24 protein-coding genes are annotated in these 23,687 nt (G+C 34.9%); 15 read left to right on the top strand and 9 right to left on the bottom strand.

What is annotated here, in order from left to right; all coding sequences use genetic code 11:
• Positions 1-4: 4 nt before the first annotated feature.
• The 4 genes from ACYVEC_RS23210 to ACYVEC_RS23195 all read right to left on the bottom strand — a co-directional run bounded on the left by ACYVEC_RS23210 (position 5) and on the right by ACYVEC_RS23195 (position 3,574).
• Entirely contained in the window at positions 5-1,240 is a 1,236-nt protein-coding gene (locus ACYVEC_RS23210) for an NAD(P)/FAD-dependent oxidoreductase (protein WP_460508515.1), read from the bottom strand.
• A complete protein-coding gene (locus ACYVEC_RS23205) occupies positions 1,237-1,569 on the bottom strand; it encodes a (2Fe-2S)-binding protein (RefSeq protein ID WP_063221478.1) in 333 nt (110 codons plus the stop codon). The genes ACYVEC_RS23210 and ACYVEC_RS23205 overlap by 4 nt, the downstream gene beginning before the upstream one ends.
• Positions 1,566-1,838, bottom strand: coding sequence for a (2Fe-2S)-binding protein (locus tag ACYVEC_RS23200; RefSeq protein WP_063221477.1), 273 nt, complete (start codon positions 1,836-1,838; stop codon positions 1,566-1,568). The genes ACYVEC_RS23205 and ACYVEC_RS23200 overlap by 4 nt, the downstream gene beginning before the upstream one ends.
• Positions 1,839-1,912: 74 nt before the next feature.
• Positions 1,913-3,574, bottom strand: a complete 1,662-nt coding sequence (locus ACYVEC_RS23195; protein WP_460508510.1) for a sigma-54 interaction domain-containing protein — start codon at positions 3,572-3,574, stop codon at positions 1,913-1,915.
• Positions 3,575-3,754: 180 nt separating this feature from the next.
• Between ACYVEC_RS23195 and ACYVEC_RS23190 the strand changes: the two genes are divergently transcribed.
• From ACYVEC_RS23190 to ACYVEC_RS23140, 11 genes are all read left to right on the top strand, one after another.
• Positions 3,755-4,930 (top strand): NAD(P)/FAD-dependent oxidoreductase, encoded by a 1,176-nt coding sequence (locus tag ACYVEC_RS23190; RefSeq protein ID WP_063221475.1) that lies wholly within the window; start codon positions 3,755-3,757, stop codon positions 4,928-4,930.
• Positions 4,927-5,964 (top strand): proline racemase family protein, encoded by a 1,038-nt coding sequence (locus ACYVEC_RS23185; protein ID WP_336448397.1) that lies wholly within the window; start codon positions 4,927-4,929, stop codon positions 5,962-5,964. The genes ACYVEC_RS23190 and ACYVEC_RS23185 overlap by 4 nt, the downstream gene beginning before the upstream one ends.
• The gene (locus ACYVEC_RS23180; RefSeq protein ID WP_063221473.1) at positions 5,961-6,902 is read left to right on the top strand and encodes a proline racemase family protein; all 942 of its coding nucleotides are present in this window, start codon (positions 5,961-5,963) and stop codon (positions 6,900-6,902) included. Before ACYVEC_RS23185 ends, ACYVEC_RS23180 begins: the two co-directional genes overlap by 4 nt.
• 22 nt (positions 6,903-6,924) lie before the next feature.
• On the top strand, positions 6,925-7,821 hold the full coding sequence (dapA, locus tag ACYVEC_RS23175; RefSeq protein WP_063221472.1) for a 4-hydroxy-tetrahydrodipicolinate synthase: 897 nt from the start codon (positions 6,925-6,927) through the stop codon (positions 7,819-7,821).
• Positions 7,822-7,839: 18 nt separating this feature from the next.
• Complete coding sequence (locus ACYVEC_RS23170) at positions 7,840-9,324, top strand: aldehyde dehydrogenase family protein (protein ID WP_063221471.1); 1,485 nt, start codon at positions 7,840-7,842, stop codon at positions 9,322-9,324.
• Positions 9,325-9,437: 113 nt separating this feature from the next.
• Positions 9,438-10,928, top strand: coding sequence for an alanine/glycine:cation symporter family protein (locus ACYVEC_RS23165; RefSeq protein WP_063221470.1), 1,491 nt, complete (start codon positions 9,438-9,440; stop codon positions 10,926-10,928).
• Positions 10,929-11,030: 102 nt separating this feature from the next.
• Complete coding sequence (locus ACYVEC_RS23160) at positions 11,031-11,399, top strand: carboxymuconolactone decarboxylase family protein (RefSeq protein WP_000399706.1); 369 nt, start codon at positions 11,031-11,033, stop codon at positions 11,397-11,399.
• Between the two features lie 215 nt (positions 11,400-11,614).
• A complete protein-coding gene (locus tag ACYVEC_RS23155; RefSeq protein WP_063221469.1) occupies positions 11,615-12,118 on the top strand; it encodes a GNAT family N-acetyltransferase in 504 nt (167 codons plus the stop codon).
• A gap of 224 nt (positions 12,119-12,342) precedes the next feature.
• Positions 12,343-13,008 carry a lytic polysaccharide monooxygenase gene (locus ACYVEC_RS23150; RefSeq protein WP_063221468.1) on the top strand — a complete coding sequence of 222 codons (666 nt, stop codon included), beginning with the start codon at positions 12,343-12,345 and terminating at the stop codon, positions 13,006-13,008.
• Positions 13,009-13,169: 161 nt separating this feature from the next.
• Positions 13,170-14,099, top strand: coding sequence for a manganese-dependent inorganic pyrophosphatase (gene ppaC / locus ACYVEC_RS23145; protein ID WP_460508501.1), 930 nt, complete (start codon positions 13,170-13,172; stop codon positions 14,097-14,099).
• Between the two features lie 106 nt (positions 14,100-14,205).
• Positions 14,206-15,852 (top strand): M3 family oligoendopeptidase, encoded by a 1,647-nt coding sequence (locus ACYVEC_RS23140; RefSeq protein ID WP_063221466.1) that lies wholly within the window; start codon positions 14,206-14,208, stop codon positions 15,850-15,852.
• A gap of 18 nt (positions 15,853-15,870) precedes the next feature.
• On the opposite strand, the gene ACYVEC_RS23135 is transcribed toward ACYVEC_RS23140, so the two are convergent.
• The gene (locus tag ACYVEC_RS23135) at positions 15,871-16,068 is read right to left on the bottom strand and encodes a DUF4017 family protein (RefSeq protein ID WP_063221465.1); all 198 of its coding nucleotides are present in this window, start codon (positions 16,066-16,068) and stop codon (positions 15,871-15,873) included.
• Between the two features lie 161 nt (positions 16,069-16,229).
• On the opposite strand from ACYVEC_RS23135, the gene ACYVEC_RS23130 reads away from it, so the two are divergent.
• Positions 16,230-17,435, top strand: a complete 1,206-nt coding sequence (locus ACYVEC_RS23130) for a hypothetical protein (RefSeq protein ID WP_063221464.1) — start codon at positions 16,230-16,232, stop codon at positions 17,433-17,435.
• Positions 17,436-17,455: 20 nt separating this feature from the next.
• Positions 17,456-17,905, top strand: coding sequence for a DUF6884 domain-containing protein (locus ACYVEC_RS23125; protein WP_063221463.1), 450 nt, complete (start codon positions 17,456-17,458; stop codon positions 17,903-17,905).
• Between the two features lie 467 nt (positions 17,906-18,372).
• Here ACYVEC_RS23125 and ACYVEC_RS23120 read toward each other — a convergent pair whose 3' ends face one another.
• The 4 genes from ACYVEC_RS23120 to ACYVEC_RS23105 form a co-directional block, all read right to left on the bottom strand.
• Positions 18,373-18,825, bottom strand: coding sequence for a hypothetical protein (locus ACYVEC_RS23120; protein WP_063221462.1), 453 nt, complete (start codon positions 18,823-18,825; stop codon positions 18,373-18,375).
• A 137-nt stretch (positions 18,826-18,962) separates the two neighbouring features.
• Positions 18,963-19,319, bottom strand: a complete 357-nt coding sequence (locus ACYVEC_RS23115) for a hypothetical protein (protein ID WP_063221461.1) — start codon at positions 19,317-19,319, stop codon at positions 18,963-18,965.
• 129 nt (positions 19,320-19,448) lie between these two features.
• The gene (locus tag ACYVEC_RS23110) at positions 19,449-20,072 is read right to left on the bottom strand and encodes a hypothetical protein (RefSeq protein ID WP_063221460.1); all 624 of its coding nucleotides are present in this window, start codon (positions 20,070-20,072) and stop codon (positions 19,449-19,451) included.
• Positions 20,073-20,755: 683 nt separating this feature from the next.
• Positions 20,756-20,917 (bottom strand): hypothetical protein, encoded by a 162-nt coding sequence (locus ACYVEC_RS23105; protein WP_180230807.1) that lies wholly within the window; start codon positions 20,915-20,917, stop codon positions 20,756-20,758.
• 230 nt (positions 20,918-21,147) lie between these two features.
• Here ACYVEC_RS23105 and recQ point away from each other — a divergent pair, with 230 nt between their 5' ends.
• Positions 21,148-23,265 (top strand): DNA helicase RecQ, encoded by a 2,118-nt coding sequence (recQ, locus tag ACYVEC_RS23100; RefSeq protein ID WP_063221459.1) that lies wholly within the window; start codon positions 21,148-21,150, stop codon positions 23,263-23,265.
• Between the two features lie 26 nt (positions 23,266-23,291).
• On the top strand, positions 23,292-23,675 hold the full coding sequence (locus ACYVEC_RS23095) for a gamma-glutamylcyclotransferase family protein (RefSeq protein WP_063221458.1): 384 nt from the start codon (positions 23,292-23,294) through the stop codon (positions 23,673-23,675).
• The last annotated feature ends 12 nt before the right edge of the window (positions 23,676-23,687 follow it).

Here is a 23,687-nt window from a genome sequence, read left to right as displayed (position 1 = left end):
AATCTCAGCAGCTCTTTTTAGTATGTGCATATGCAAGGGAATAATCACGCCAAATTTCATTCATTTTGCGTCTACCGACATCAATCATCGGGTTAAATTGAATGGCAGCTTGTTGACGTACAGCATGTACATGTTGGACCGCCTGTTGCAACTGTTGTTCAACCGAATGGGATATTTTATTTGCTTGTTTTACAATTGAATATCCAGCAACAGTTCCTTGTGCCATTGCGATTTTCCCGCTTTCAATGCCAGTTATATTGCCGGCTACAAATAAACCTGGAAGAGGAGTTTCCATTGTTTCGGAATGGAGAGGAACGTGTCCGCCTAATTCCAGAATGTAACGGAACGGACAGCCAGCTACAGCGGCTAGCTCAGCAAGAGGATATAAGCCGCCGGCAATACAAACGAAGTCTGCCTCATATATTTGTTCCGATCCAGTGATGATGTTCCCTTTCGTATCAATATTAGCAACGCGTACACCTTCAACTTGATCTGTTCCGATAATTTCAAGTGCTGCTTTTCGAAGATGAAGAGGTGTGCCGTTTATTTTCATTCCAATGTTTGGATAGAAGGTTAATCCAGCTTGTTTAGCCCAATTATATTTCATTAATTTACTACCTATACGTAATAAAGGTGACGGGGCAAGGTGTGCAGCATGTAATAGAGAATTTAAAACTTCCTCTGGTTCACCAGCCTTTCGACTTAATTCACTTTTTTCAGGAAGTACGATATGTTCAACTTTAATGCCTGCTAATTGTAATTCATTTAAGATAGCGAATGACAAAATGTTAGCACCAATAATTACTCCTTTTTTTCCAACTTGAACGCGATGAACATTTGTCATTACTTGTGCTGCCCCAATCGACATGACTCCTGGAAGTGTCCAACCAGGGAGGGGGATAGAGTACTCAGCAGCGCCAGTAGCAAGTAAAACGAACGATGCTTCTAACGTACCGATATTCGTATGTACGAACCAAGAATTTTCATCTTTATCTAAATTGTAGACGGAAATACCGCATCGGATATCAACTGAAAGTGATTCTGCTTCATCACGAAGTCGCTTCGATTCTTCAATTCCGTTCCACCATTCTCCAGAAGGCTCTTGATGCAATTGTCCTAACAATCTTCCGCCAGGTTTCATAAATTCATCAATAACAAGTACATTTAGTCCAAAACGAGCACAAGAGATAGAGGCTGATAAACCCGCTGGTCCGGCTCCGATAATTATGACATCACTCATCGCTTTTTCACCATCTCTCTTACGATATTTGGATGCTGTTTACCACTATCAACAATCATATCTTTTTCTACAACAGTTAAGCATGCTCGTACGTTTGCTTGATTGTTTACGGTGACGCGGCATTCAGAACAATGTCCGATATTACAGTAAATACCTCGTGGCGTCCCGCTATCTTCATGCACTCTTAATGTTCTTATTCCGTTTGCAAGTAAAGCGGCCGCAATCGTTTCATGTTCATATGCTTCGTATTGTTGACCATTAAATTGGAAAGTAATGTGCTTATTACTATTTAAACTCCCTAAAATAGGGTGATTTGTAATTCTACTCATTTACTTTCACCTACCGATCCAAAAGTAACTGCGCGCACTGGTGGTTGATATTTTAATGGGATTTCATTAGTAGTTACGTCGGGATTTGCACTTTCGATCATTCGATCTATCATCATTCTACATGTGCGGCCACCGCAAAATCCCATGCCAGCACGTGTTCTTAGTTTTAATTCTCTTGCCGAGCATTTATATTCAGCGATTGTCGATTGAAGTTGACCGTATGTAACTTCTTCACATCGACAAACAATTAAGTGATCTTTATTCGTCATATGTATTCCTCCTCTAGTTCGGTTTGCACAAATTATTTAATGCAAAAACTATGCCAATATAGAGGAGTGATGTTTTATTGTAACCCAAGTTTTTTTAAACGGTTATATAAAGTGGCTCTCGTAACACCAAGCTGTTTCGCGCATTCTAATTTATTCCCATTCAAAATGCGTAAAGCCCTCTCAATGACTTTTTTCTCATGTTCATCCATCTCTTCTTGCAAAGAGAGAATTGTATTATTGTTGCTGAGCAATAGGGAATGAGCCGCATGGTCGTCTAACGTTTCAGTTGTATGAAATGGTAAATATTCTTGTTTTATAATACCGTCAGTCGCAAATACGACAAGTCTTTCAACAACGTTACGAAGCTCGCGAATATTACCTGGCCAATTGTAATGAAGTAGTTCATGCATAATACTGGAAGGTAAGTCGCGAATTGGTCTGTTATAGTTGATTGAAAAATCGTTTAAGAAAGAGTATGTTAATTCGATAATATCTTCGCGTCTTTCGCGTAGCGGTGGAATATACAAGCTAACTACATTGAGGCGATAGTATAAATCTTCTCGAAACGTACCTTTTCTCATTTCTTCTTGTAAATCACGATTTGTTGCAGCGATAATACGGAAATCAATATTAATCTCCTTTTCTCCACCAACTCGGTAATATTTTCGTTCTTGTAGTACGCGCAAAAGTTTTACTTGCATATCGAGCGGCATTTCTCCAATTTCATCAAGGAATAATGTACCGCCTTGCGCGAGCTCTATTTTACCCTTTTTTCCTTTACTATTTGCACCAGAAAAAGCCCCGCGCTCATACCCGAATAATTCGCTTTCAAATAACGCCTCTGGAATGGCACCGCAGTTAATCGAAATAAAAGGTGCCTTCGCTGCCTCACTTGCTTCATGAATTGCTTTCGCAAATACTTCTTTTCCAACACCACTTTCGCCGAGTATTAAAACAGTTGATTTCACCGAACAAACCTTTCTAGCTAATTGTATTGTTCTTTGTATAACGGGGCTTTTTCCATTCATTGCAAGAAAAGGATCGGATTCATCTTTATACTTTGCTACTTCTTGTTCTAAACGGTGCATTTCATGTGACATATTAAATAGTTTTTCATTTAAAGCAACTTGGTTTGTCACATCAGTTTCTGAGACGACCGCTCCGATAATTTCATCGTTACAGTAGACTGGGTTTGAATTGATTAATACGAACAAATCTGGCCGAGGCTGATGGAACTGAGCGATTATACTTTTTCCGTCATGTAATGATTGCAAAATTTCCAAATCTTTATAGTCAAAAAAACGAGTGATAGGTTGTCCAATAATTTCAGTATGCTTGACTGAAAAAATCTTTTCGGCGCCATCTGTCCAAGTACGAACACGTTCTTTATCATCGATGACTGTAACAGAAGAATCAGTAGTTTGTATTACGGTGTTATAAAAAGATTGTAGTTCATAGTAAGACTTAACAAGAAACGGAATGATTTGCTGAACCGTTATACAACATAAAGGATCTTTATTTCCATTCATTATGATAACGACTAGTTCATTGGAAAACGCGTTAATTAAAGTGGTGAATGAGTCATCTTCATATATAACTGCGCAGTTATATATTTCTGTAGTAGAAGGTCGGTAATAAAATTTTTCGTCAACTTGTTCAATGGGGTGCATGCTGTATGTACGATCAATGGATAAAGTTTTTAGAAATTCTTTTATTGTGGGAAATGAGAATGCCATATTGTCCTCCTGTTATGTATAAAAATTTTGACAGTGATAAAAAAATAATACACCTATTTACGATAAATTTAAAATATTTTTACAAATAAAAATATTATTTATAAAAAGTGTATATATGTAGAGTTGGCACGTCAATTGCATAAAAGAAAGTGAGAGGTTTAGGGGAAGGAGGAGTATTTTGTGAGACACTGCGACGTTTTAATTATAGGTGGTGGAATAATAGGATGTTCTATCGCTTATTACACTTCAAAATACGGAAGAGACGTAACAATCATTGAAAAAGGAGAATTTGTCAGTGGGACGTCTTCACGGTGTGACGGGAATATTTTGGCTATTGATAAAGACCCAGGGTTTGATAGTCAAATGTCGTTAGTAAGTCAAAAGTTAGTAACTGATTTAAGTGAAGAGTTAGAGCATTCATTTGAATATAGGGCACCAGGAAGTATTCTCGTATGTGAGTCAGACGAAGAAATGGAAGCTGCGCAGCAATGGGTAAATCGGCAAAAAGAAGCTGGATTACCGTTTCGAATGCTCGATAGGCAAGATATAAGAGAAGAATCACCATTTTTCGCAGATGATTTATTAGGCGGGTTAGAATGCGCAACGGATTCGACTGTAAATCCATATCTTCTTGCTTTTTCACTTCTTGCAGAATCGAAGAAATATGGTACGAAAGCTTTTAATCTTACGGAAGTAAAAGAAATGAAAAGAGATATAGACGGTTCCTTTATTGTAGAAACGACAAATGGGACGTTTAATGCAAAGCAAGTGGTGAACGCAGCTGGTGTGTGGGCTCCGAAAATCGGAAAAATGTTAGATGTGAATATACCAATTGAGCCGAGAAAAGGGCATATTATTGTAGCTTCAAGGCAAGAACACGTTGGCTGTCGTAAAGTAATGGAATTTGGTTATTTAATCTCTAAATTTGGTGGAAAACGAAAAGTGGATGCTTTAACTGAAAAATATGGGGTAGCTCTAGTATTTGAGCCGACAGAAAGCCAAAATTTTTTAATTGGTAGTAGTAGAGAGTTTGTAGGGTTTCATACAAGGATAAATAACGAGGTAATTAAATGTATTGCGAACAGAGCAATTCGTTTTTATCCGAAAATGGCGGATATGATGGTGATTCGTTCATATGCTGGATTACGCCCGTGGACAGAAGATCATTTGCCGATCATTTCACGTGTGGAACATATCCCGAACTACTTTATTGCAGCAGGACATGAAGGGGATGGCATTAGTCTTGCAGCAGTTACTGGGAAAGTGATTGAAGAGTTATTAAATGAAAAAGAAACAATCATTCCTATTGAACCACTTCGTTTGAGTCGTTTTACAGAAAGGGTGTTAAACGGATGAGGTCACAAAGAGTCTTTACGACGATTGATACACATACAGGAGGGAATCCAACGAGAACGTTGATTAGTGGACTGCCTAAGTTAAGTGGAGAGACGATGGCAGAGAAGATGTTACATATGAAAAAGGAGTATGACTGGATTCGTAAATTGTTAATGAATGAACCGCGTGGTCATGATGTAATGTCAGGAGCACTATTAACAGATCCAAGTCATCCTGAAGCAGATATTGGTGTTATTTACATAGAGACAGGTGGATATTTACCAATGTGTGGTCACGATACAATTGGTGTATGTACAGCTTTAATTGAATCAGGTTTAATTTCGGTAGTTGAACCGATTACTTCTTTAAAGTTAGATACGCCAGCTGGTTTAGTTGAAGTAAATATTTCTGTTCAAGATGGAAAAGCGAGAGAAGTCTCCTTTTGTAACATACCAGCTTTTTTACTGAAAAATATTACTGTAGACGTCGAAGACATTGGAACTGTAGAGGCTGATATTGCATATGGCGGGAATTTTTATGCCATTATCGATGCGAAATCAGTAGAGTTAGAGTTAGTACCAGAAAACGCATCTACAATCATCGATAAAGCGGTTCTTATAAGAAATACAATTAATGAGAAATTTGAAATCATTCATCCAGAGTATTCGTTTATACGAGGATTAACGCACATTGAATTTTATACAGACCCTACTCATGAAAGTGCACATGTGAAAAATACAGTTGTTGTTCCACCAGGAGGAATTGATCGATCTCCATGTGGTACAGGAACATCAGCGAAGTTAGCTGTATTATACGCAAATCAAAAAATCGAAATGGATGAAGAGTTTATTCATGAGAGTATCGTGGGCTCTCTATTTAAAGGCTGTGTCATAAATACGACATTTGTAAAAAATATTGAAGCTGTCGTAACGAAAATTACCGGTTCAGCTTGGCTTATGGGGATGCACAGATTTTTTTACAATGAAAAGGACCCACTTAAAGAAGGCTTTTTGCTAATTCCGCCGATGGAACATGAAACGGAGGATGTAAAATGAACATTCAAAAAATGTATACGGCAGTAGACGTACATGTAAATGGTGAAGCATTTCGTGTAATGAAAGATGTACCATGCAAATACTACTCCAGTTTGGAACAATTAAACGAGCAATTTTCAGGTGAATTAGCAGAAGAAATGAAGCTCTTATTAAATGAACCACGTGGTTTTATCGGTTTAAATGGATGTATTGTCGTTCCTTCTATTCATACGGAAGTCGATGCAGCTGTATTATTTTTTAATCATGAAGGATCCATTCCGCTTCATTATGGAGGCATTGTGGCAGTAATAACGATGTTACTAGAAAGCGGGTATTTAAAAAAGAGAGAGACGAATCAATACAAAATAGAAACGTTATCTGGCATATTTGTAGTCCATGCGTATGTAGAGAATGATGAAGTTGTATCTGTTTCTTTTGAAAGTAAACTATGTTATGTGATTGAGCAAAATTTACAAGCTGATAATATAAGTTACTCTCTCATTCAGGCAGATAAAGTATATGCAGTTGTAGAAAAGGATACGTATTCGCCAGAAATTCGTATTGAAAACATTTCTGAATTGAAAAAATGGGGAGAAGCTACACTTCAAACTATACAAAAACAGTCGTTAATAAAAAGACTAATTTTAGTAGATTCCACGCAAAAAGAAAAGAACCATATAAAGTCGATTACATTTCATGAAGATAACTTTATCGTACGTTCACCAGGTTTTGTTTCTACTATTGTGTCTTATGTTCATGCGTTATTTAAAAATGATTATATAGTGGATAAACCTTTTATAAATGAAAGTATATTTAATAGTTTTATAACAGTTGAAAAAGTGAAGAAGGAAGAAAAAGGTTACATTTTCCGTTTTGAAAGTAGAGGATTTATTACAGGTATGCAGACGTTTCTATTAGATCCTACAGATCCGTTTCCATCAGGATTTTTATTAAAATAAAATATGAGAGGGAGAGATACATATGAAAAAAATTAAAGGGGCATTTCCAGTATTAATCACACCGATGGATGAGTTTCAAGAGATTAATTGGAACGGTGTAAAACAAAACGTAAACTACTTTATTGAGCAAAAAGTGGCTGGCATTATTATTAATGGAAGTACAGGAGAGTTTGTTAGTTTATCAAAAGAAGAGCGATTTAAAATGGTAGAAACAGTATTAAAAGAAGTTGATGGTCGTATTCCAGTTATTGTTGGAACTGCAGCAGAAACGACGAAAGAAGCGATTGAATATACGAAACATGCAGAAGCGCATGGAGCAGATTGTGCATTAATTATTAACTCGTACTATTGTAAACCGAAAGAAGAGGAAATTTATTTTCACTTTAAAGAAATCTCAAACGCTGTAAATATACCAATTATGTTGTACAATAACCCGTTTACATCTGGTGTTGATATGAGTACAGAACTCATGCTACGTATTGGAAAAGACTGTGAAAATGTTACACATATTAAAGAATCTAGCGGAGATATTCGAAAAGCGAGAGATTTAGTAAGACAAGGCGAAGGTGCTTTTCAAGTCTTCTGTGGATCTGAAGATTTAGTTATGGAATCTTATTTAGTTGGTGCAACGGGATGGGTTTCAGTAGCAGGAAATATCGTACCGGGACTTGTTACGAAAATGTATGAGCATTTTCATAATGGTGAATTAGAAAAAGCTTGGGAAATAAACGACGCTATTTTACCTCTTTGCGAGTTTCTTGAAGGATCAGGAAAGTATGTGCAAATCGTGAAACGCTCAATGGAATTACACGGGCAAGCTGGGGGACCTTCACGTTATCCGAGACTCGGATTAACTGAAGAAGAAGATCAAAAACTTCAAACGATTATTTCAAAAATTGCAGCTCATGCGGCTGTTTAAATAAGGAGGAGAGCATATATGTTAACGAAAAACATTGAACTAAAACCAAAAGTGAAAGCGTTTTTAAATGAAGAAATTAAAATGTTTATTAATGGTGAATTTGTTCCTTCAATTAGCGGGAAGACGTTTGAAACATACAATCCAGCAACAGAAGATGTTTTAGCGGTCGTATGTGAAGCACAAGAAGAGGATATTGATGTCGCAGTAAAAGCGGCACGATCTGCATTTGAATCAGGACATTGGGCAGAAATGACTACCGCTGAAAGAGCACATCTTATTTATAAATTAGCAGACTTAATAGAAGAGAATGGAGAAGAATTAGCACAGTTAGAAGCTTTAGATAATGGGAAGCCATATCAAGTAGCACTGGATGATGATATAGCAGCGACTGTAGAAAATTATCGCTATTATGCGGGATGGGCTACAAAAATTATCGGGCAAACAATTCCGATTTCAAAAGATTACTTAAATTACACACGCCATGAACCTGTTGGCGTTGTAGGTCAAATTATTCCTTGGAATTTTCCGCTCGTTATGTCTTCTTGGAAAATGGGAGCTGCATTAGCAACAGGTTGTACGATCGTATTAAAACCAGCAGAGCAAACGCCTTTATCTTTATTATATACAGCGAAGCTTTTTAAAGAAGCAGGTTTTCCAAATGGTGTCGTAAACTTTGTGCCAGGTTTCGGTCCTGAAGCAGGAGCTGCAATCGTAAACCATCATGATATTGATAAAGTAGCCTTCACAGGTTCAACGGTTACTGGAAAATATATTATGCGTCAATCTGCAGAAACAATTAAACATGTAACATTAGAACTTGGTGGTAAATCACCAAATATCATTTTAGAAGACGCTGATTTAGAAGAGGCGATTAACGGTGCATTTCAAGGCATTATGTATAATCACGGCCAAAATTGTAGTGCTGGATCTCGCGTGTTTGTTCACCGAAAACATTACGAAACAGTCGTAAATGAACTAGTAAAAATGGCGAATAACGTGAAGCTTGGAGCAGGTATGGAGAAGGAAACGGAAATGGGTCCACTCGTATCTAAAAAACAACAAGAGCGTGTGCTACATTACATTGAACAAGGAAAAGCTGAAGGTGCTACTGTTGCTGCTGGTGGTGAACGTGCATTTGAAAAAGGTTATTTTGTACAGCCAACAGTATTCACAGATGTTACTGACGATATGACGATAGTTAAGGAAGAAATCTTCGGTCCAGTTGTCGTTGTACTTCCTTTTGATTCGACGGATGAAGTAATCGAAAGAGCAAATCGTTCGTCATATGGGCTTGCAGCAGGCGTATGGACACAAAATATTAAAACAGGACATCAAGTTGCCAATAAGTTAAAGGCAGGAACAGTATGGATTAATGATTATAACTTAGAAAATGCAGCGGCACCATTTGGTGGGTTTAAACAATCTGGTATCGGTCGTGAGTTAGGTTCATATGCGCTTGATAACTATACAGAAGTGAAAAGTGTTTGGGTAAATATAAAGTAATAGAGAGTCTAACTGTTAATGAATAGAGATACGGACAACTGGAAGTTTTAATAATAGTTGTCCGTTTTCTTATATATAAAATAGTTTTCTAAAGAATGATAAGGGGGATTTGGATGGAGCAATTAGTAGAGTGGTTAGTAGGACAAGTGTGGAGTATTGGTTTAGTTATTTTCGCATTAGGAGCAGGTGTGTATTTTACAATTGCAACTCGTTTTCTACAAGTTCGTTATTTTAAAGAGATGATTAAACTATTATTTGAAGGGAAGAGCTCGGAGACGGGAATTTCATCTTTTCAAGCATTTTGTTTAGCCTTATCAGGTAGGGTTGGGATAGGTAATATCGCCGGGGTCGCGACTGCTATCGCTTTTGGCGGACCTGGAGCTGTATTTTGGATGTGGGTAATGGCCCTTTTAGGAGCAGCGAGTGCATTTGTTGAATCAACATTATCTCAAGTGTATAAAAGTAAAGTTGGAAATGAATACCGCGGCGGTACACCATATTTCATTGAAAAAGGCTTAAAAATGAAATGGTTTGCAGTCATTGTAGCGATCGTTGTAACACTTTCATATGGCGTTTTATTACCAGGGATTCAATCTAGTAGCATCGCAGTTGGATTTGAAAACTCTAATGGGATTAGCAAATATATAACTGGTATATTGTTAGTCGTATTATTAGCAGCGATCATTTTTGGTGGCGTAAAGAGAATTGCGGGTGTTTCTCAAATGCTTGTTCCATTTATGGCAATTGGTTATGTAATTGTTACATGTATCGTATTAATTGCGAATGTAACAGAAATTCCAAGTATGTTCGCTTTAATTTTCTCTAGTGCTTTTGGTGTAAATGAAATGTTTGGCGGAATCGTCGGCGCAGCAATCGCATGGGGCGTAAAGCGGGCTGTATTTTCAAATGTTGCTGGTGTTGGAGAAGCGACGTATAGCTCCGCTGCTGCTGAAGTATCTCACCCAGCAAAACAAGGGTTAGTTCAAGCATTTTCCGTTTATATCGATACAATTGTTGTATGTACAGCGACAGCTCTTATGATATTAATAACAGGTATGTATAATGTTATACCTGAAGGGAAAAGCGCTATTGTAAAAAATATAGGGAATGTTGATGCAGGTCCAATCTATACACAACAAGCAGTTGAAACTGTTATGACAGGATTTGGACCAATATTTATTTCCATTGCTATCTTCTTCTTCGCATTTACAACGTTACTCGCTTACTATTATATCGCTGAAACAACACTTACTTATTTAGATCGTGAATTTAAATATAGCTGGTTAAAGCCAGTTTTGAAATTTGGATTTTTAATTATGGTTTATATCGGTAGTGTAGAATCAGCGTCGCTTTTATGGAATCTTGGAGATTTAGGAATCGGTAGTATGGCATGGCTAAACTTAATTGCGATTCTACTATTAAGTAAAACAGCATTAAAAGTGTTAAAAGATTATGAAACGCAGAAAAAAGAAGGGAAAGATCCAGTATTTGACCCTAAAAATGTAGGGATTGAAGGATTAGCATTTTGGGAAGAAAGAAGTAAAGAGGTTGAAAGAACAAACTCTAAAGAACAATCAGTAGTGGATGATAGTCTGAAATTGTAGCTATAATAAACTGAATTTTCATTCTATTTATCGGGGTATATTGCCTTCTTTTCATCACATACTACAATAGGTACAGATAATTTGAATGGAGGTAATAATAAGATGGAACACGAACAACATCATAGTTCAGTAAATGACGTTCTACATCATTATAAAGAAGGAATCGGTAGTTTTACAAACCAAATTCCTGAAATTGCTGAAACATATAATGCATTCACGCAAGCTTGTTTTCAAGAGGGTTCTTTAACAAAAAGGGAAAAACAACTTATCGCATTAGGAATTAGTCTAGCAACGCAAGATGAATATTGTACTGTTTATCATACAAAAGGTTGTCTTGATCAAGGGTGTTCAGATAAAGAAATTCTGGAAGCGTGTGGTGTATCAGCAGCATTTGCTGGCGGAGCTGCGATGAGTCAAGCAGTAACTTTAGTGCAAGAGTGTTTAACAGAACTGAAAAATCAAAAGCATTGAATAAAAAAACGTTTTAAACTTTATGTTTAAAACGTTTTTTATGTGAAATTAAATTTGTATTCACTTTAATATTCTATGTCTTCATAAATCGATTACTCTACATCAGAAAGAACTTTGTATATCTCTTACCAATTATAGATTCTAATAATTTCATCTTAGTATTTCATTGTTCCTTCGTTTAAAATTGATACAATGAAACAAAAGGGGGATTAGTAATGCGAAATTTAGTAATTGAAGAGATTAAGCAAATAAAAGGTGATGTGGAAGAGCTTTCTGACCTTTTGAAAACGGTTGTAGATGATGGAGCGTCAATTGGTTTTTTACCTCCACTGGAACAAAAAGAATCAATAAAGTATTGGCAAACTGTTATAGCGCCAGAAGTGATATTATATGTCGCTAAAATAAATAATGAATTGGCAGGGAGTATTCAATTACATTTAGTTACAAAGCCTAACGGAATTCATAGAGCCGAGATTTGTAAGTTAATGACTCATCCGAGCTTTAGACGTAATGGCATAGGGCGTTTACTTATGCAAAAAGCAGAGGAACGAGCGAAGCAAGAAAATAGGTCTCTTTTAGTACTAGATACGAGAGAAGGAGACCCTTCCAACAGATTGTATAAATCATTAGAGTATCAAGAAGCTGGAAAAATACCAGAATACGCAATATCTCCAAATGGTAGTTTGGATGCCACAGTTATTTATTATAAATTTTTATAAGTGATGATTACAATGCTATCATGCTCCAAATAATAAACTCCAATTTTTAACACCGTCTATATTTCTCTAGCGGTGTTATTTGAATTTGTTTAATGTACGAATTGAATTTGAGAAAGTTTTTAGAGGGTTATGTTTGCATGGTCTCTCGACTTATAATGGATGTAGAGAAGATGACTAGGCAACTATAGTTATTTTCGCTTTATTATGGGAAAGGGGATGACGAGATGAAAACGAAAGGTTTACAGAAGGTAAAGAAAGTTATATTAAGTGGTGGTATATTACTTACAGGATTGTTAACTTTCGGTTTTTCAGAAAAAGCTTCCGCTCATGGATACGTAGAATCACCAGCGAGCCGTTCTTATTTATGTAAACAAGGGGTAAATGTAAATTGTGGTCCGATTCAATATGAGCCGCAAAGTGTAGAAGGAATAGGTGGATTCCCACAATTAGGACCTTCTGATGGACAAATCGCAGGAGCTGGCCATTTCCCTGCTTTAGACGTTCAAACAGTTGATAGGTGGAAGAAAGTTACGTTAAACGGCGGAACGAATACATTCAAGTGGAAATTAACTGCTCCTCATAGTACGAAAGAATGGAAATACTATATTACGAAAAAAGATTGGAATCCAAATAAGCCGTTATCACGATCTGATTTGGATTTAGTACCGTTTTATGTAAAAAATGATGGAGGAGCTAAACCTGGAACTTCCGTAGCACATGTAGCAAATGTACCTACTGATAGAAATGGATATCACCTTATTTTAGCTGTGTGGGAAATTGCAGATACTGGGAATGCATTTTATCAAGTTATAGATGTAAACCTTGTAAATAATGGTTTAGCATCAAATATCGCGCTAAATCATGTAGTGCAAGTTCCTACATTATTTTAAATAAAATATACATTTCGATCATCTAATTCATTTTAGATGATCTTTTTTATGAAAAACGATGAAAAATATAGAAGAAAGTGCAATTATTTATAAAAAAATGGGCTTTAAATATTGTCATATTTGCTTCTTTAAGATATCCTTTTCATGAAGAGGTGGAAAACATGGAAAAAGTACTAGTTTTCGGGCATAAAAACCCAGATACAGATGCAATTTGTTCTGCAATTGCTTATGCAGAATTGAAAAAAGAATTAGGAATGAATGCTGAGCCTGTACGTTTAGGCGAAATCAGCGGTGAAACTCAATTTGCGTTAGACTATTTTAAAGTAGAAGGACCGCGTTTTGTTGAGACAGTTGCAAGCGAAGTGGACAACGTTATTTTAGTTGATCATAACGAACGTCAACAAAGTGCTAACGATATCGAATCTGTTCGTGTGTTAGAAGTTATTGACCATCACCGTATTGCTAACTTTGAAACAAGCGATCCTATTTACTACCGTTGTGAGCCAGTTGGTTGTACAGCTACAATCTTAAACAAAATGTACAAAGAAAACGGCGTTACAATTCGTAAAGAAGTTGCAGGTTTAATGTTATCTGCAATCATTTCAGATTCTTTACTATTCAAATCTCCAACTTGCACAGAGCAAGACGTAGCAGCAGCTCGTGAATTAGCGGAAATCGCTGGTGTAGATGCTGATAGCTACGGCTTAGAAATGTTAAAAGCTGGTGCTGACTTAAGCGGAAAAACAATGGAGCAATTAATCTCTCTTGACGCTAAAGAATTCCAAATGGGTAATGCGAAAGTTGAAATCGCACAAGTAAACGCTGTTGATACAAACGACGTTCTTGTACACCAAGCGGAACTTGAAAAAGTTATCTCTGCAGTAGTAGAAGAAAAAGGGTTAGATCTATTCTTATTCGTTGTAACTGATATCTTAACTAACGATTCTGTCGGTCTTGCGATCGGTAAAGCAGCAAACGTTGTTGAGAAAGCATACAAAGTATCTCTAGTAAGCAACACTGCTACATTAAAAGGTGTTGTATCTCGTAAAAAACAAATCGTACCAGTATTAACAGAAGCATTCCAAGCTTAATTCTATTGAGTACAGATAAACAGCAAGGACAAGTAGTCGGATTGGCTACTTGTCTTTTTATATCTCTAAAAAACAGAAAATTAGAATTTTAAAAGGAGGATTGTGTATGTTTAATGATTTGGAGAGTAAATTACAGTCACTATTAGAGCGAAATATTACTTCTGTTTCAGAATTAGAGAGTTGGCTTTTGGAGGAACTACGTGTAAATGCTGAAATAGAAGAGGAGATAACAAATAGTTTAATTTCCATGTATAGAGATACAAACAATAGTAATATACGTGATTTACATATATATAACCAAAATACAATTCAACCACTTTTAAAAAGATACAATGCAAAGTTTGACCAGAAATTTATAGATTGTCCGTTTTCTAATTTTTTAGATGAGCAGAAATATGGATTTATGAAAAAAGTAAGATTGGTGAAGAGTAAAATGTTTAATGAAAAAAACATTTCTCTTTCCGTTAAAGAGCAAGAGCTTATTACGAAGTATAGAGAAATAATGTCTAACATAACAATTAATTGGGAAGGTGAGCAGAAGACGTATGCATACGTTAAAGCAAAGTTAGATAACTCCAATAGAGCTATACGCGAAAAACCTTGGTATGCTTTATGCGAAGCAAGGAGTGTAGTGAAACCAGAAGTGGATCGTATTATGAATGAACTTATACAATTGCGGAATGAGATAGCTTTAAATGCAGGGTTTAATAATTATAGTGAATATGCTTTTAAACAAAAAAACAGAGATTACAGTATTGATGATTGCTATAAGCTCCATGAATCTATAGAAAAGTATGTTGTACCAATTTGGAAAAAGTTGGGAAGTATTTCTAAAAAGAATCTCGGTGTAAAAACGTATCGTCCTTGGGATCTTTCTCCATGTAATTTACCAAAAGTCCCATTCCAAAATGTGATTGATTTATTAAATGGTGTGGAAGAAATATTTCGAAAGACAGATTTATATTTTTATGAGAAATTTATTCATATAAGGAAAGCGGGATTCATTGACGTAGAAGGACGTAACAATAAAGCACCGGGAGCTGCCTGTTTTACCTTACCTCATAGTAAAGAGGTTTTTGTGTATTCTAATTTTAGTCCTTCATTTTATGCAATTAATGCACTAATACATGAATTGGGTCATGCATTTCATTTTTATAAACAATTTAACAATGATAGTAGCATGCAGGAAAGGTATCTTCGTGAAGAGGTGGCTGAACTTTATTCCCTCAGTCTTGAGTTACTAGTAATGGATAAGCTGAATGTTTTTTATAAGCAAGAGGATGAATATAAAGAAGTGCAACGAGTACAATTATATCGTAACTTATCTTTATTAATATCGTCAGTTGCAGGAGATGTATTCCAGCACTGGATCTATGCGAATCCAAACCATACACCAGAAGAACGTGATAAGAAATACGCCGAACTATGCAAAAGATATCAATATTCAACAGTCGACATTGCAGGATTAGAGGATGAAATCGGTGCAAGTTGGATAGAGTCATTTCACTATGTTCAGTTTCCTTTTTATAAAATTGAATATGCAATTGCACAAATAGGAGCAATGCAATTGTTTCAAATTTACCGGGAAGACACAGAAAAAGCGATTGCTTTCTCTAAAGAAGGTGCGAGTGCAGATTGGAATTTATCTATACAAGAAATATATGAAAAAACAGGTGTCACGTTTGATTTTTCGGAAGAAAGGATAGAAAGTACTGCAAGTGTTATTTTGGATTTGATTAATGAATTAAAATAAGGATAGCATTTGCTATCCTTATAACTGTTTGTTCGTAGATTTTTTCTTGTTTATATAAAATGTAATAATAGCCGCAATGAGGAAAATAGGTATAGCATACGCTTGCCCAACAAACAATTTCCAGCCAATATGATTATAGCCTTGGGATGATGGAGCAATCATAGCGATTATGCAAACAATAATATAAAGTACTAGTGCAGGGGTTATATTTTTCATTTGTTCACCTCCTTTTCATAAAATCATCACATGCATATTTGTATAATACATTATAGTTTGAGATAAAATATATGTTTTTCTAATAATTATGTAAATAAAAGGGTTGTTTTTAAGTGGAATAGAATAGGTGTATGTAGAATGATATAGGGGTGTTATATATAATGAACAATATACTAAACCGAATAAAGAAAGATGTAAATATGGATTTATTAAATGGGCTATGGACTGGTTTTAAGAGGGCTGCATTTGCATTATATGATGATGAACATGTGTATGTATTTCATCATCCTCTATTTTTGAAAGATAATGATGAGTATAGAGTTTTAAAGTGGGAGGAACAATTTAAAGGTGATACTTGTATTCTATTCAAAGATTATCCAACTGCCATCGTAAATATGAATAGATATAAAGATTATGCAAGTTTACTTGCGATTGTGGTGCATGAACTTTTTCATTGCTATCAATATTTGAATAAAGAAAGTAGATTTCCAAATGAATCTCTAGGATTTCAATATCCTATAATAGAAGAAAATATACAATTGCGAAATAAAGAACGAATTTGTTTATATGATGCGGTTCATTGCAAGTCACAAGCTGAGAAAAATAATTATATTAAGCAATTTATTGAATTAAGAGAGCAAAGAGCTAGATTTATGGGAGAAGAGTTTATAACATATGAGTATATGGTTGAAAGTATAGAAGGGCCTGCTTGGTATGTTGAAATGAATGCTTGTATTGCAGTATGTAAAAATGTTAAAAGCGAAACATTACGAAAATATAGCGGGCTTATTTTAGATGCATATGATGCTAATTATAATATTAGAAAGAGCTGCTATAGCTCAGGAATGCTTTTATGTTTATTATTAGATGAAATCCTCCCTGAATGGAAACCGAGCTTCTTTAATAGTGATAAATCGTTATATACTTTTTTAAAACAAAATATAAATGTGGATTTGAGTTTAAATATTGAAATGACAATAAGTAAAGAAACGAAGCAAATCCTTCATTTTGTTCAAAACGAAAGAGACAAGGATATTAAGCAATTTTATGATAAAGAAGGGTATCATTTGTATATTGTAGGAGATATAAAATTAAATTCGTTTAATCCAATGAATGTAATTTTAAACGGAAATAAAGCATTACATAAAACCTTTTTAAGTGTAAATATACATAATAAAACATATATGATAAATCAGCCTGTTTTAGCATCTTTCGAAGAAGATTTTAAAAATATGACACAAGTTCATATCATAATGAACGAAAAACCGAAAGAAACAAATAATGGTTGGAACGTTTTTGGGGTTGGAGAAATAGAAGCTGCGTATGAAGAAGTAGAGGGTTCTATATTTTTATATTTAAAAAGTTAGAAATGAGGTAAGAAAAAACGATGAAAAGGTTATGCATAATTCCATGCGGAAAGAAGAAAATTTGGGATAAGTATCGTGATTACGGACCGATGGAGGCAAAAGATGTATATATTAGCCCATTCGGAAAAGCATGTCAGGCGTACGCAACTATGTTTTTCGAGAATTGGGTTATATTATCGGCGAAGCATGGATTTTTAAAACCAAATGATATTGTACTAGAAAACTATGATCTTGCCTTTGATTCAAAGAGCGATGAGATTATTAGTATTGAACAATTAAAACAACAGATGATTGAAAAAGACTTGCTTCAGTTTGATGAAATCGTCTTACTTGCAGGGAAGAAGCATAAAAAAGTAGTGACACAATTGTATCTAGAAGAAATCATTACGTATCCGTTAGAAGGATGTAAAGGAATTGGGTATATGTTGCAGAGGTTAAAAGGGGCTGTGGGGGAAGGGAGAGAGTTATAGCCAACTTTTAGTTTGAGCCTTTCAGTTTATATATATTGTGTGTGAAAAAAGAAAACACGTATGAATTTAAAGCCTAAATATTGGGGTTTTTTCTTTGTAGTATTTACTTTAAAGAGATTTGGAAGGACTAACAGAGAAGTATAACATTTATAACTATACTTATAAAACTAGAATATAGACTAGCAAACAAACCTTTTTCTACTCTTAACCATAGAATATGATGAATTCTATTTAGGAGGATGCATATTCATGGGGAATCATTGTAATTGTAGGCGTTCATTTTGGGACGATTTAATGTTTGGAAGATGTAGATGTAAATGCAGGGAGTGTAACGAATGTCATTGTAAAGAGAAACCGAAGTGCGATTGTGAAAAATGTAATTGTAAAGAGAAACCGAAATGTCATTGTAAACATGAAGGGTATTAATAATAAAAAGAGTACGTTAAGTACTCTTTCATTTTATAAGGTTATATTCCATCTTCAACCGATTTTTTTACAATTTTCCATTTATCTTGTTTTTTAATCTTTATAGCTACATGAGTTCCAGTAGACTCCTTATAAAAAATATATCCATTATTTGCGTTCACATATGTCAATGGTTCACCTATGCAATCTCGTGAACAAGATGTATTGATAATCTCAATTAAGGATAGTTCGCTCGGATCAGTCCTACTTGCATCTATAATAGTATCAAGGTCTGTTTTACGATAACCTTGTAAGTTTACATGGGAATTCTGTTCAATTTCTCCTGTAATACTAGTATTCATTACTTCAACTGAATTTTTCTTTTCTTGAAGAAATCCGTTTTCATAAAGTAATTTTGTATATCCAACCCATGCGATTAAAACTAGCATGATAAACATACTACATATTTTAAGTGTTCGAAGCCGTTTACTTACAATTGTTTCTGAGTATTTCATTCAGTTTAATCCTCCAATGTTTTTAATTTAAAGTATGCTTGGATACATATATTTAGAAGAGGATGAAAGGTAACTAGTTCTGGATTCAAAAAAGAAAACATCTGAAATTAGATGTTTTCTTTTTTGAGTGATTTTCACTATCTGTTCGTTACTTGTTTCATAAGTGGTCTAATTTCTTTAACGGGTGGTTTTTTATCATAGGCATCAACATAAGAAAAGTAGTAATTTAAATTTCTAAGAAGTCCTTTTCCTATTTTAGCGCTTAAGAACGGAAATACTTGTCCAGTATAATCATCAAGTGATTTACAGTAGTATTTTTCATCTAAATATATACTGTATTTACATGTTAGTTCTACTAGTGAGTTACCTTCAGCATCAAATACTTCCTTAGAATCAATAATGTCTATTAATGCAAATTTTTCATTCAGATATACTTTCTTCTTTTTCTCGTGCTTATTTGTAAGGATAAATACGAGACCAATGGCGTTAATCAAACTATTTCCTCCTATAAAAAACGGATATTAATAAAATATATCGATATACGTTAAATGTAAAGAGGACAGGAGAAATATCATTGATAGAAAGTTTAATAAGCCGATTTGTTTTTTCAAATCGGCTTATTGTTATTGAAACACTTGCGGAAATTGTTTTACGATTGCATTTGTTATCATGTCAGCCATTTCTAATGCTTCTTTTTCAATTTTATCGTACAATTTTACTCCTGCTTCATAATCTTTATTTAGAAAGGCAAGTGCTTCTGCTTTCGTAAGTGCTAAATGTTCATAAAACATTTTTCTGAATTCTTCCTTTTCTATATATGGGTTGATGCTTGTTAGAAACGCAACAATTTCATCACCGTTAGCGTACCATTTTTTTTCTATAGCGGCAGCTGCATTTTGGTCACCAGCTTTTGCGGCTTTAACAAGATCTGCTGCAATTACTAAGTGATCTTTAATTAATGCACTATATTTTTTCACTGCATCTTCACCATAGAATGGTTCAAGAGATAGTCCCATATGTGTTGCATTTTGAAGAAGCCGTCCAACAGTAACGTTTACGTCAGGTAAATTGAAAACAATACTTATAATAGCTAATCTCGTCCAAGCAACGTGTTGTTCCCATAAAGAACGCATGTAACCTTTTAAAAAATTCTCGTTTTTACTAATTCGGTAGTTACGTACAGATACATCAAAGTTTACATAAGGATTATGATAGGGGGAGTAATATGATTGCCAATATGAATACATAAATAGTAACACTCCTTTGAACATGTATAACTCAAAGTATGATGAAAATTTATTTTTAGTTACGTGTCCTAGATTAATTTCAAAAAATGATATGGAAAAAGATGAAGAATTTTATTGTGGTATATATAAATAAATTGAATTTAAAGTAAAAGAGGCTCTGCAAGGGAAGTTGCAGAGCCTCAAAAGGGTATTGCCGAGATGTCGGACTCGACTACGTAATATTATCATAAAATTCTATTAAAAAAACCTGGTAAATGTGTCCAAATGAAAGTCAGTCTTTAATAAAGTCAAAGGGACCTGCTTCCCGCGGCAGGTCCCTTTAACTAGATAATGTCGATGAGCAAAAACTCATCTGGAGTACCTTTATAGTAACAAGTGAAATTCGTTTTGTGTATTGAGAAAAAAAGATTTACTTTATTAGATGTTAAGAACTTATATTTTACTTCCTGTTATTATCATCATTTGTTGTGAGTGGAGTATGGTTATAAAATGGAGAAAAGATTTACAATCACATCTAAAAGTGTACTGAAATATATAAAAATCAAAAAAGACCTGCACAAATAAGCAGGTCAACTTAAGGGGTTTATCCAACAGAATATCTCATATGTTAACAACTGTATTGTAGTATGTCTATAAGGTTCATATTGAGAAATTTATTATGAATGATATATTTCGCACGTGTATTAATGTTTAAAAAGTTGAGAAAGAAAATGAAAAAGCTTTCTATAAGAAAATAATGGTTGGTACTTATAATATGATTCATATTTCCATGCATCATTATTTGAGAATTGGAGTTGGTTCGGTACTGTTTTCTGTTTGATGGAACTAATATTACGGTGCTTCATATAGTAACCTCCTGAATTCATATGTATAAGATTAGTAGTATTCAAGGAGAATTAATAAAATGTGTATTTATTTTGAAATTCGTTATAGTTGCTAATCAATCTCTAAAACGTAAAGAAGCATAAAATAATGAAAAAGCAGGCTGTTAGTTATGCATTCATCACTTTCATGACGCATAAGAGATGATATAATAGGAGTAGATGAAAGATAAAGAAAAGCAGGTGACTCTTTTTTGTTTACAAAAGCACAAGAACTTTTAGCGTCTTATTTCGGTTATTCTTCATTCCGAAGAGGACAAGATGAAACAATTAAAAATGTATTAGATGGGAAAGATACAGTCTGTATTATGCCTACAGGTGGTGGTAAGTCAATTTGTTATCAAATTCCCGCATTAGTATTTGAAGGAACAACGTTAGTTATATCGCCTTTAATATCACTTATGAAAGACCAAGTAGATACATTAGTACAAAATGGTATTTCGGCTACTTATATTAATAGTTCTATTTCTATTACAGAAGCGAATCAACGAATTCAATTAGCGAAACAAGGACATTATAAGTTACTTTATGTGGCGCCTGAGCGTCTTGATTCAATGGAGTTTGTTGATCAACTTATCGATATGAAAATCCCGATGATTGCAATTGATGAGGCGCACTGTATTTCGCAGTGGGGACATGATTTCCGTCCGAGTTATTTACATATACATCGCATATTAGATTATCTTCCAGAAAAGCCGCTCGTATTAGCATTAACTGCTACGGCAACACCACAAGTTCGTGATGATATTTGCAATACGCTTGGAATTAATCAAGAAAACACGATTATGACAACGTTTGAGCGCGAGAACTTATCATTTTCTGTTATTAAAGGACAAGATCGTAATGCATATTTAGCGGATTATATTCGTCAAAATCAAAAGGAATCTGGGATTATATATGCAGCTACTAGAAAAGTAGTTGATCAGTTGTATGAGGATTTAATGAAAGCGGGAGTTTCTGTATCAAAATATCATGCGGGTATGAGTGATAACGATCGAAATGAGCAGCAAGAACTCTTTTTACGTGATGAAGTAAGTGTAATGGTAGCGACATCTGCATTCGGGATGGGTATTGATAAATCGAATATTCGTTACGTTATTCATTATCAACTGCCAAAAAATATGGAAAGTTATTATCAAGAAGCAGGACGTGCTGGCCGTGACGGATTAGATAGTGCATGTATATTGCTGTATTCTTCTCAAGATGTGCAAGTACAGCGCTTTTTAATTGATCAATCGACCGGAGAATCTCGTTTTTCAAACGAACTTGAAAAATTGCAAAATATGACTGATTACTGTCATACAGAACAATGTTTACAATCATTTATTTTGCAATACTTTGGAGAAGAACCGAAAGAAGATTGTGGCCGTTGCGGTAATTGTACAGACGAACGTGAAAGTATTGATGTGACGAGAGAATCACAAATGGTTCTATCTTGTATGATTAGGACGAACCAAAGATTCGGAAAACAAATGATTGCACAAGTACTAACGGGATCTAAAAATAAGAAAGTCATTGAATTTAATTTTCATACTTTACCAACGTACGGATTACTATCAAATCGTAGTGTAAAAGAAGTCAGTGAGTTTATTGAGTTTCTTATTTCAGACGAGTTAATTGCAGTTGAACATGGTACGTATCCAACATTAAAAGTAACAGGAAAAGGGAAAGAAGTGTTACTTGGTAAAGAGAATGTTTTACGCAAAGAACGTGTAGAGACAAGACAAATTGTTCAAGACCATCCTTTATTTGAAGTACTTCGTGAAGTACGTAAAGAAATTGCACAAGGAGAAGGTGTACCTCCATTCGTTATTTTCTCTGATCAAACGTTAAAAGATATGTGTGCAAAAATGCCGCAAAGTGACTCTGAACTTTTAACTGTAAAAGGGATTGGTGAACACAAACTTGTGAAGTACGGTTCTCATTTCTTGCAAGCAGTACAGCACTTTATTGAGGAAAACCCAAACTATGCTGAAACAGTTAAGACAGAAGTGGTGACAGAGCGGAAAAAGCCAGGGAAAGCTTCAGCAAATTCTCATTTAGAGACGTATGAAATGTATAAACAAGGCATTGATTTAAATGAGATTGCAAAAGAACGTAACTTATCAAGACAAACAATTGAAAATCATTTAATTCGCTGTTTTGAAGATGGAATGGAAGTAGACTGGAACAGTTTTGTTCCTGCAGAATATGAACAGCTGATTGAAACTGCAGTGCAAAATGCTGATGGTGGTCTGAAATCGATTAAGGAACAACTTCCGAATGAAGTGAGTTACTTTATGATTCGTGCTTATTTACAAATTAGAAAGTAGTGACATGTAAAGGGGATAGGGGTTTTATGCATCACGTTTTTGTGTATGGCACGTTAAGAAAAGAGCAAACGAATGCTCATTATATGCAAGGTGCAACATGCATTGCAGACGAAGCATGGACGTATGGGGAATTATTTGATACAAACGAAGGGTATCCAGCCATGACTTATTCGAATGAAGAAAAGGTGTATGGTGAAGTTTATGAAGTAAATGATGAGATATTGCGTAAGTTAGATGAACTAGAAGAGTATACAGGTAATGCGGAGACTGATTTATATGATCGAATCACGCAAACAGTATATGCTGCTGATAGGGAAATAGAGGCATATGTGTATATCGCTCAAGATAAAAAGATGATATTGAAAGTGATTGATTCTGGAGATTGGGTGGAGTATCAAAAAGAAAAATAAGAGTAACTAAAG

Source organism: Bacillus sp. MN7755, assembly GCF_054771475.1.
This window is presented reverse-complemented; position numbering and strand designations above follow the sequence as displayed.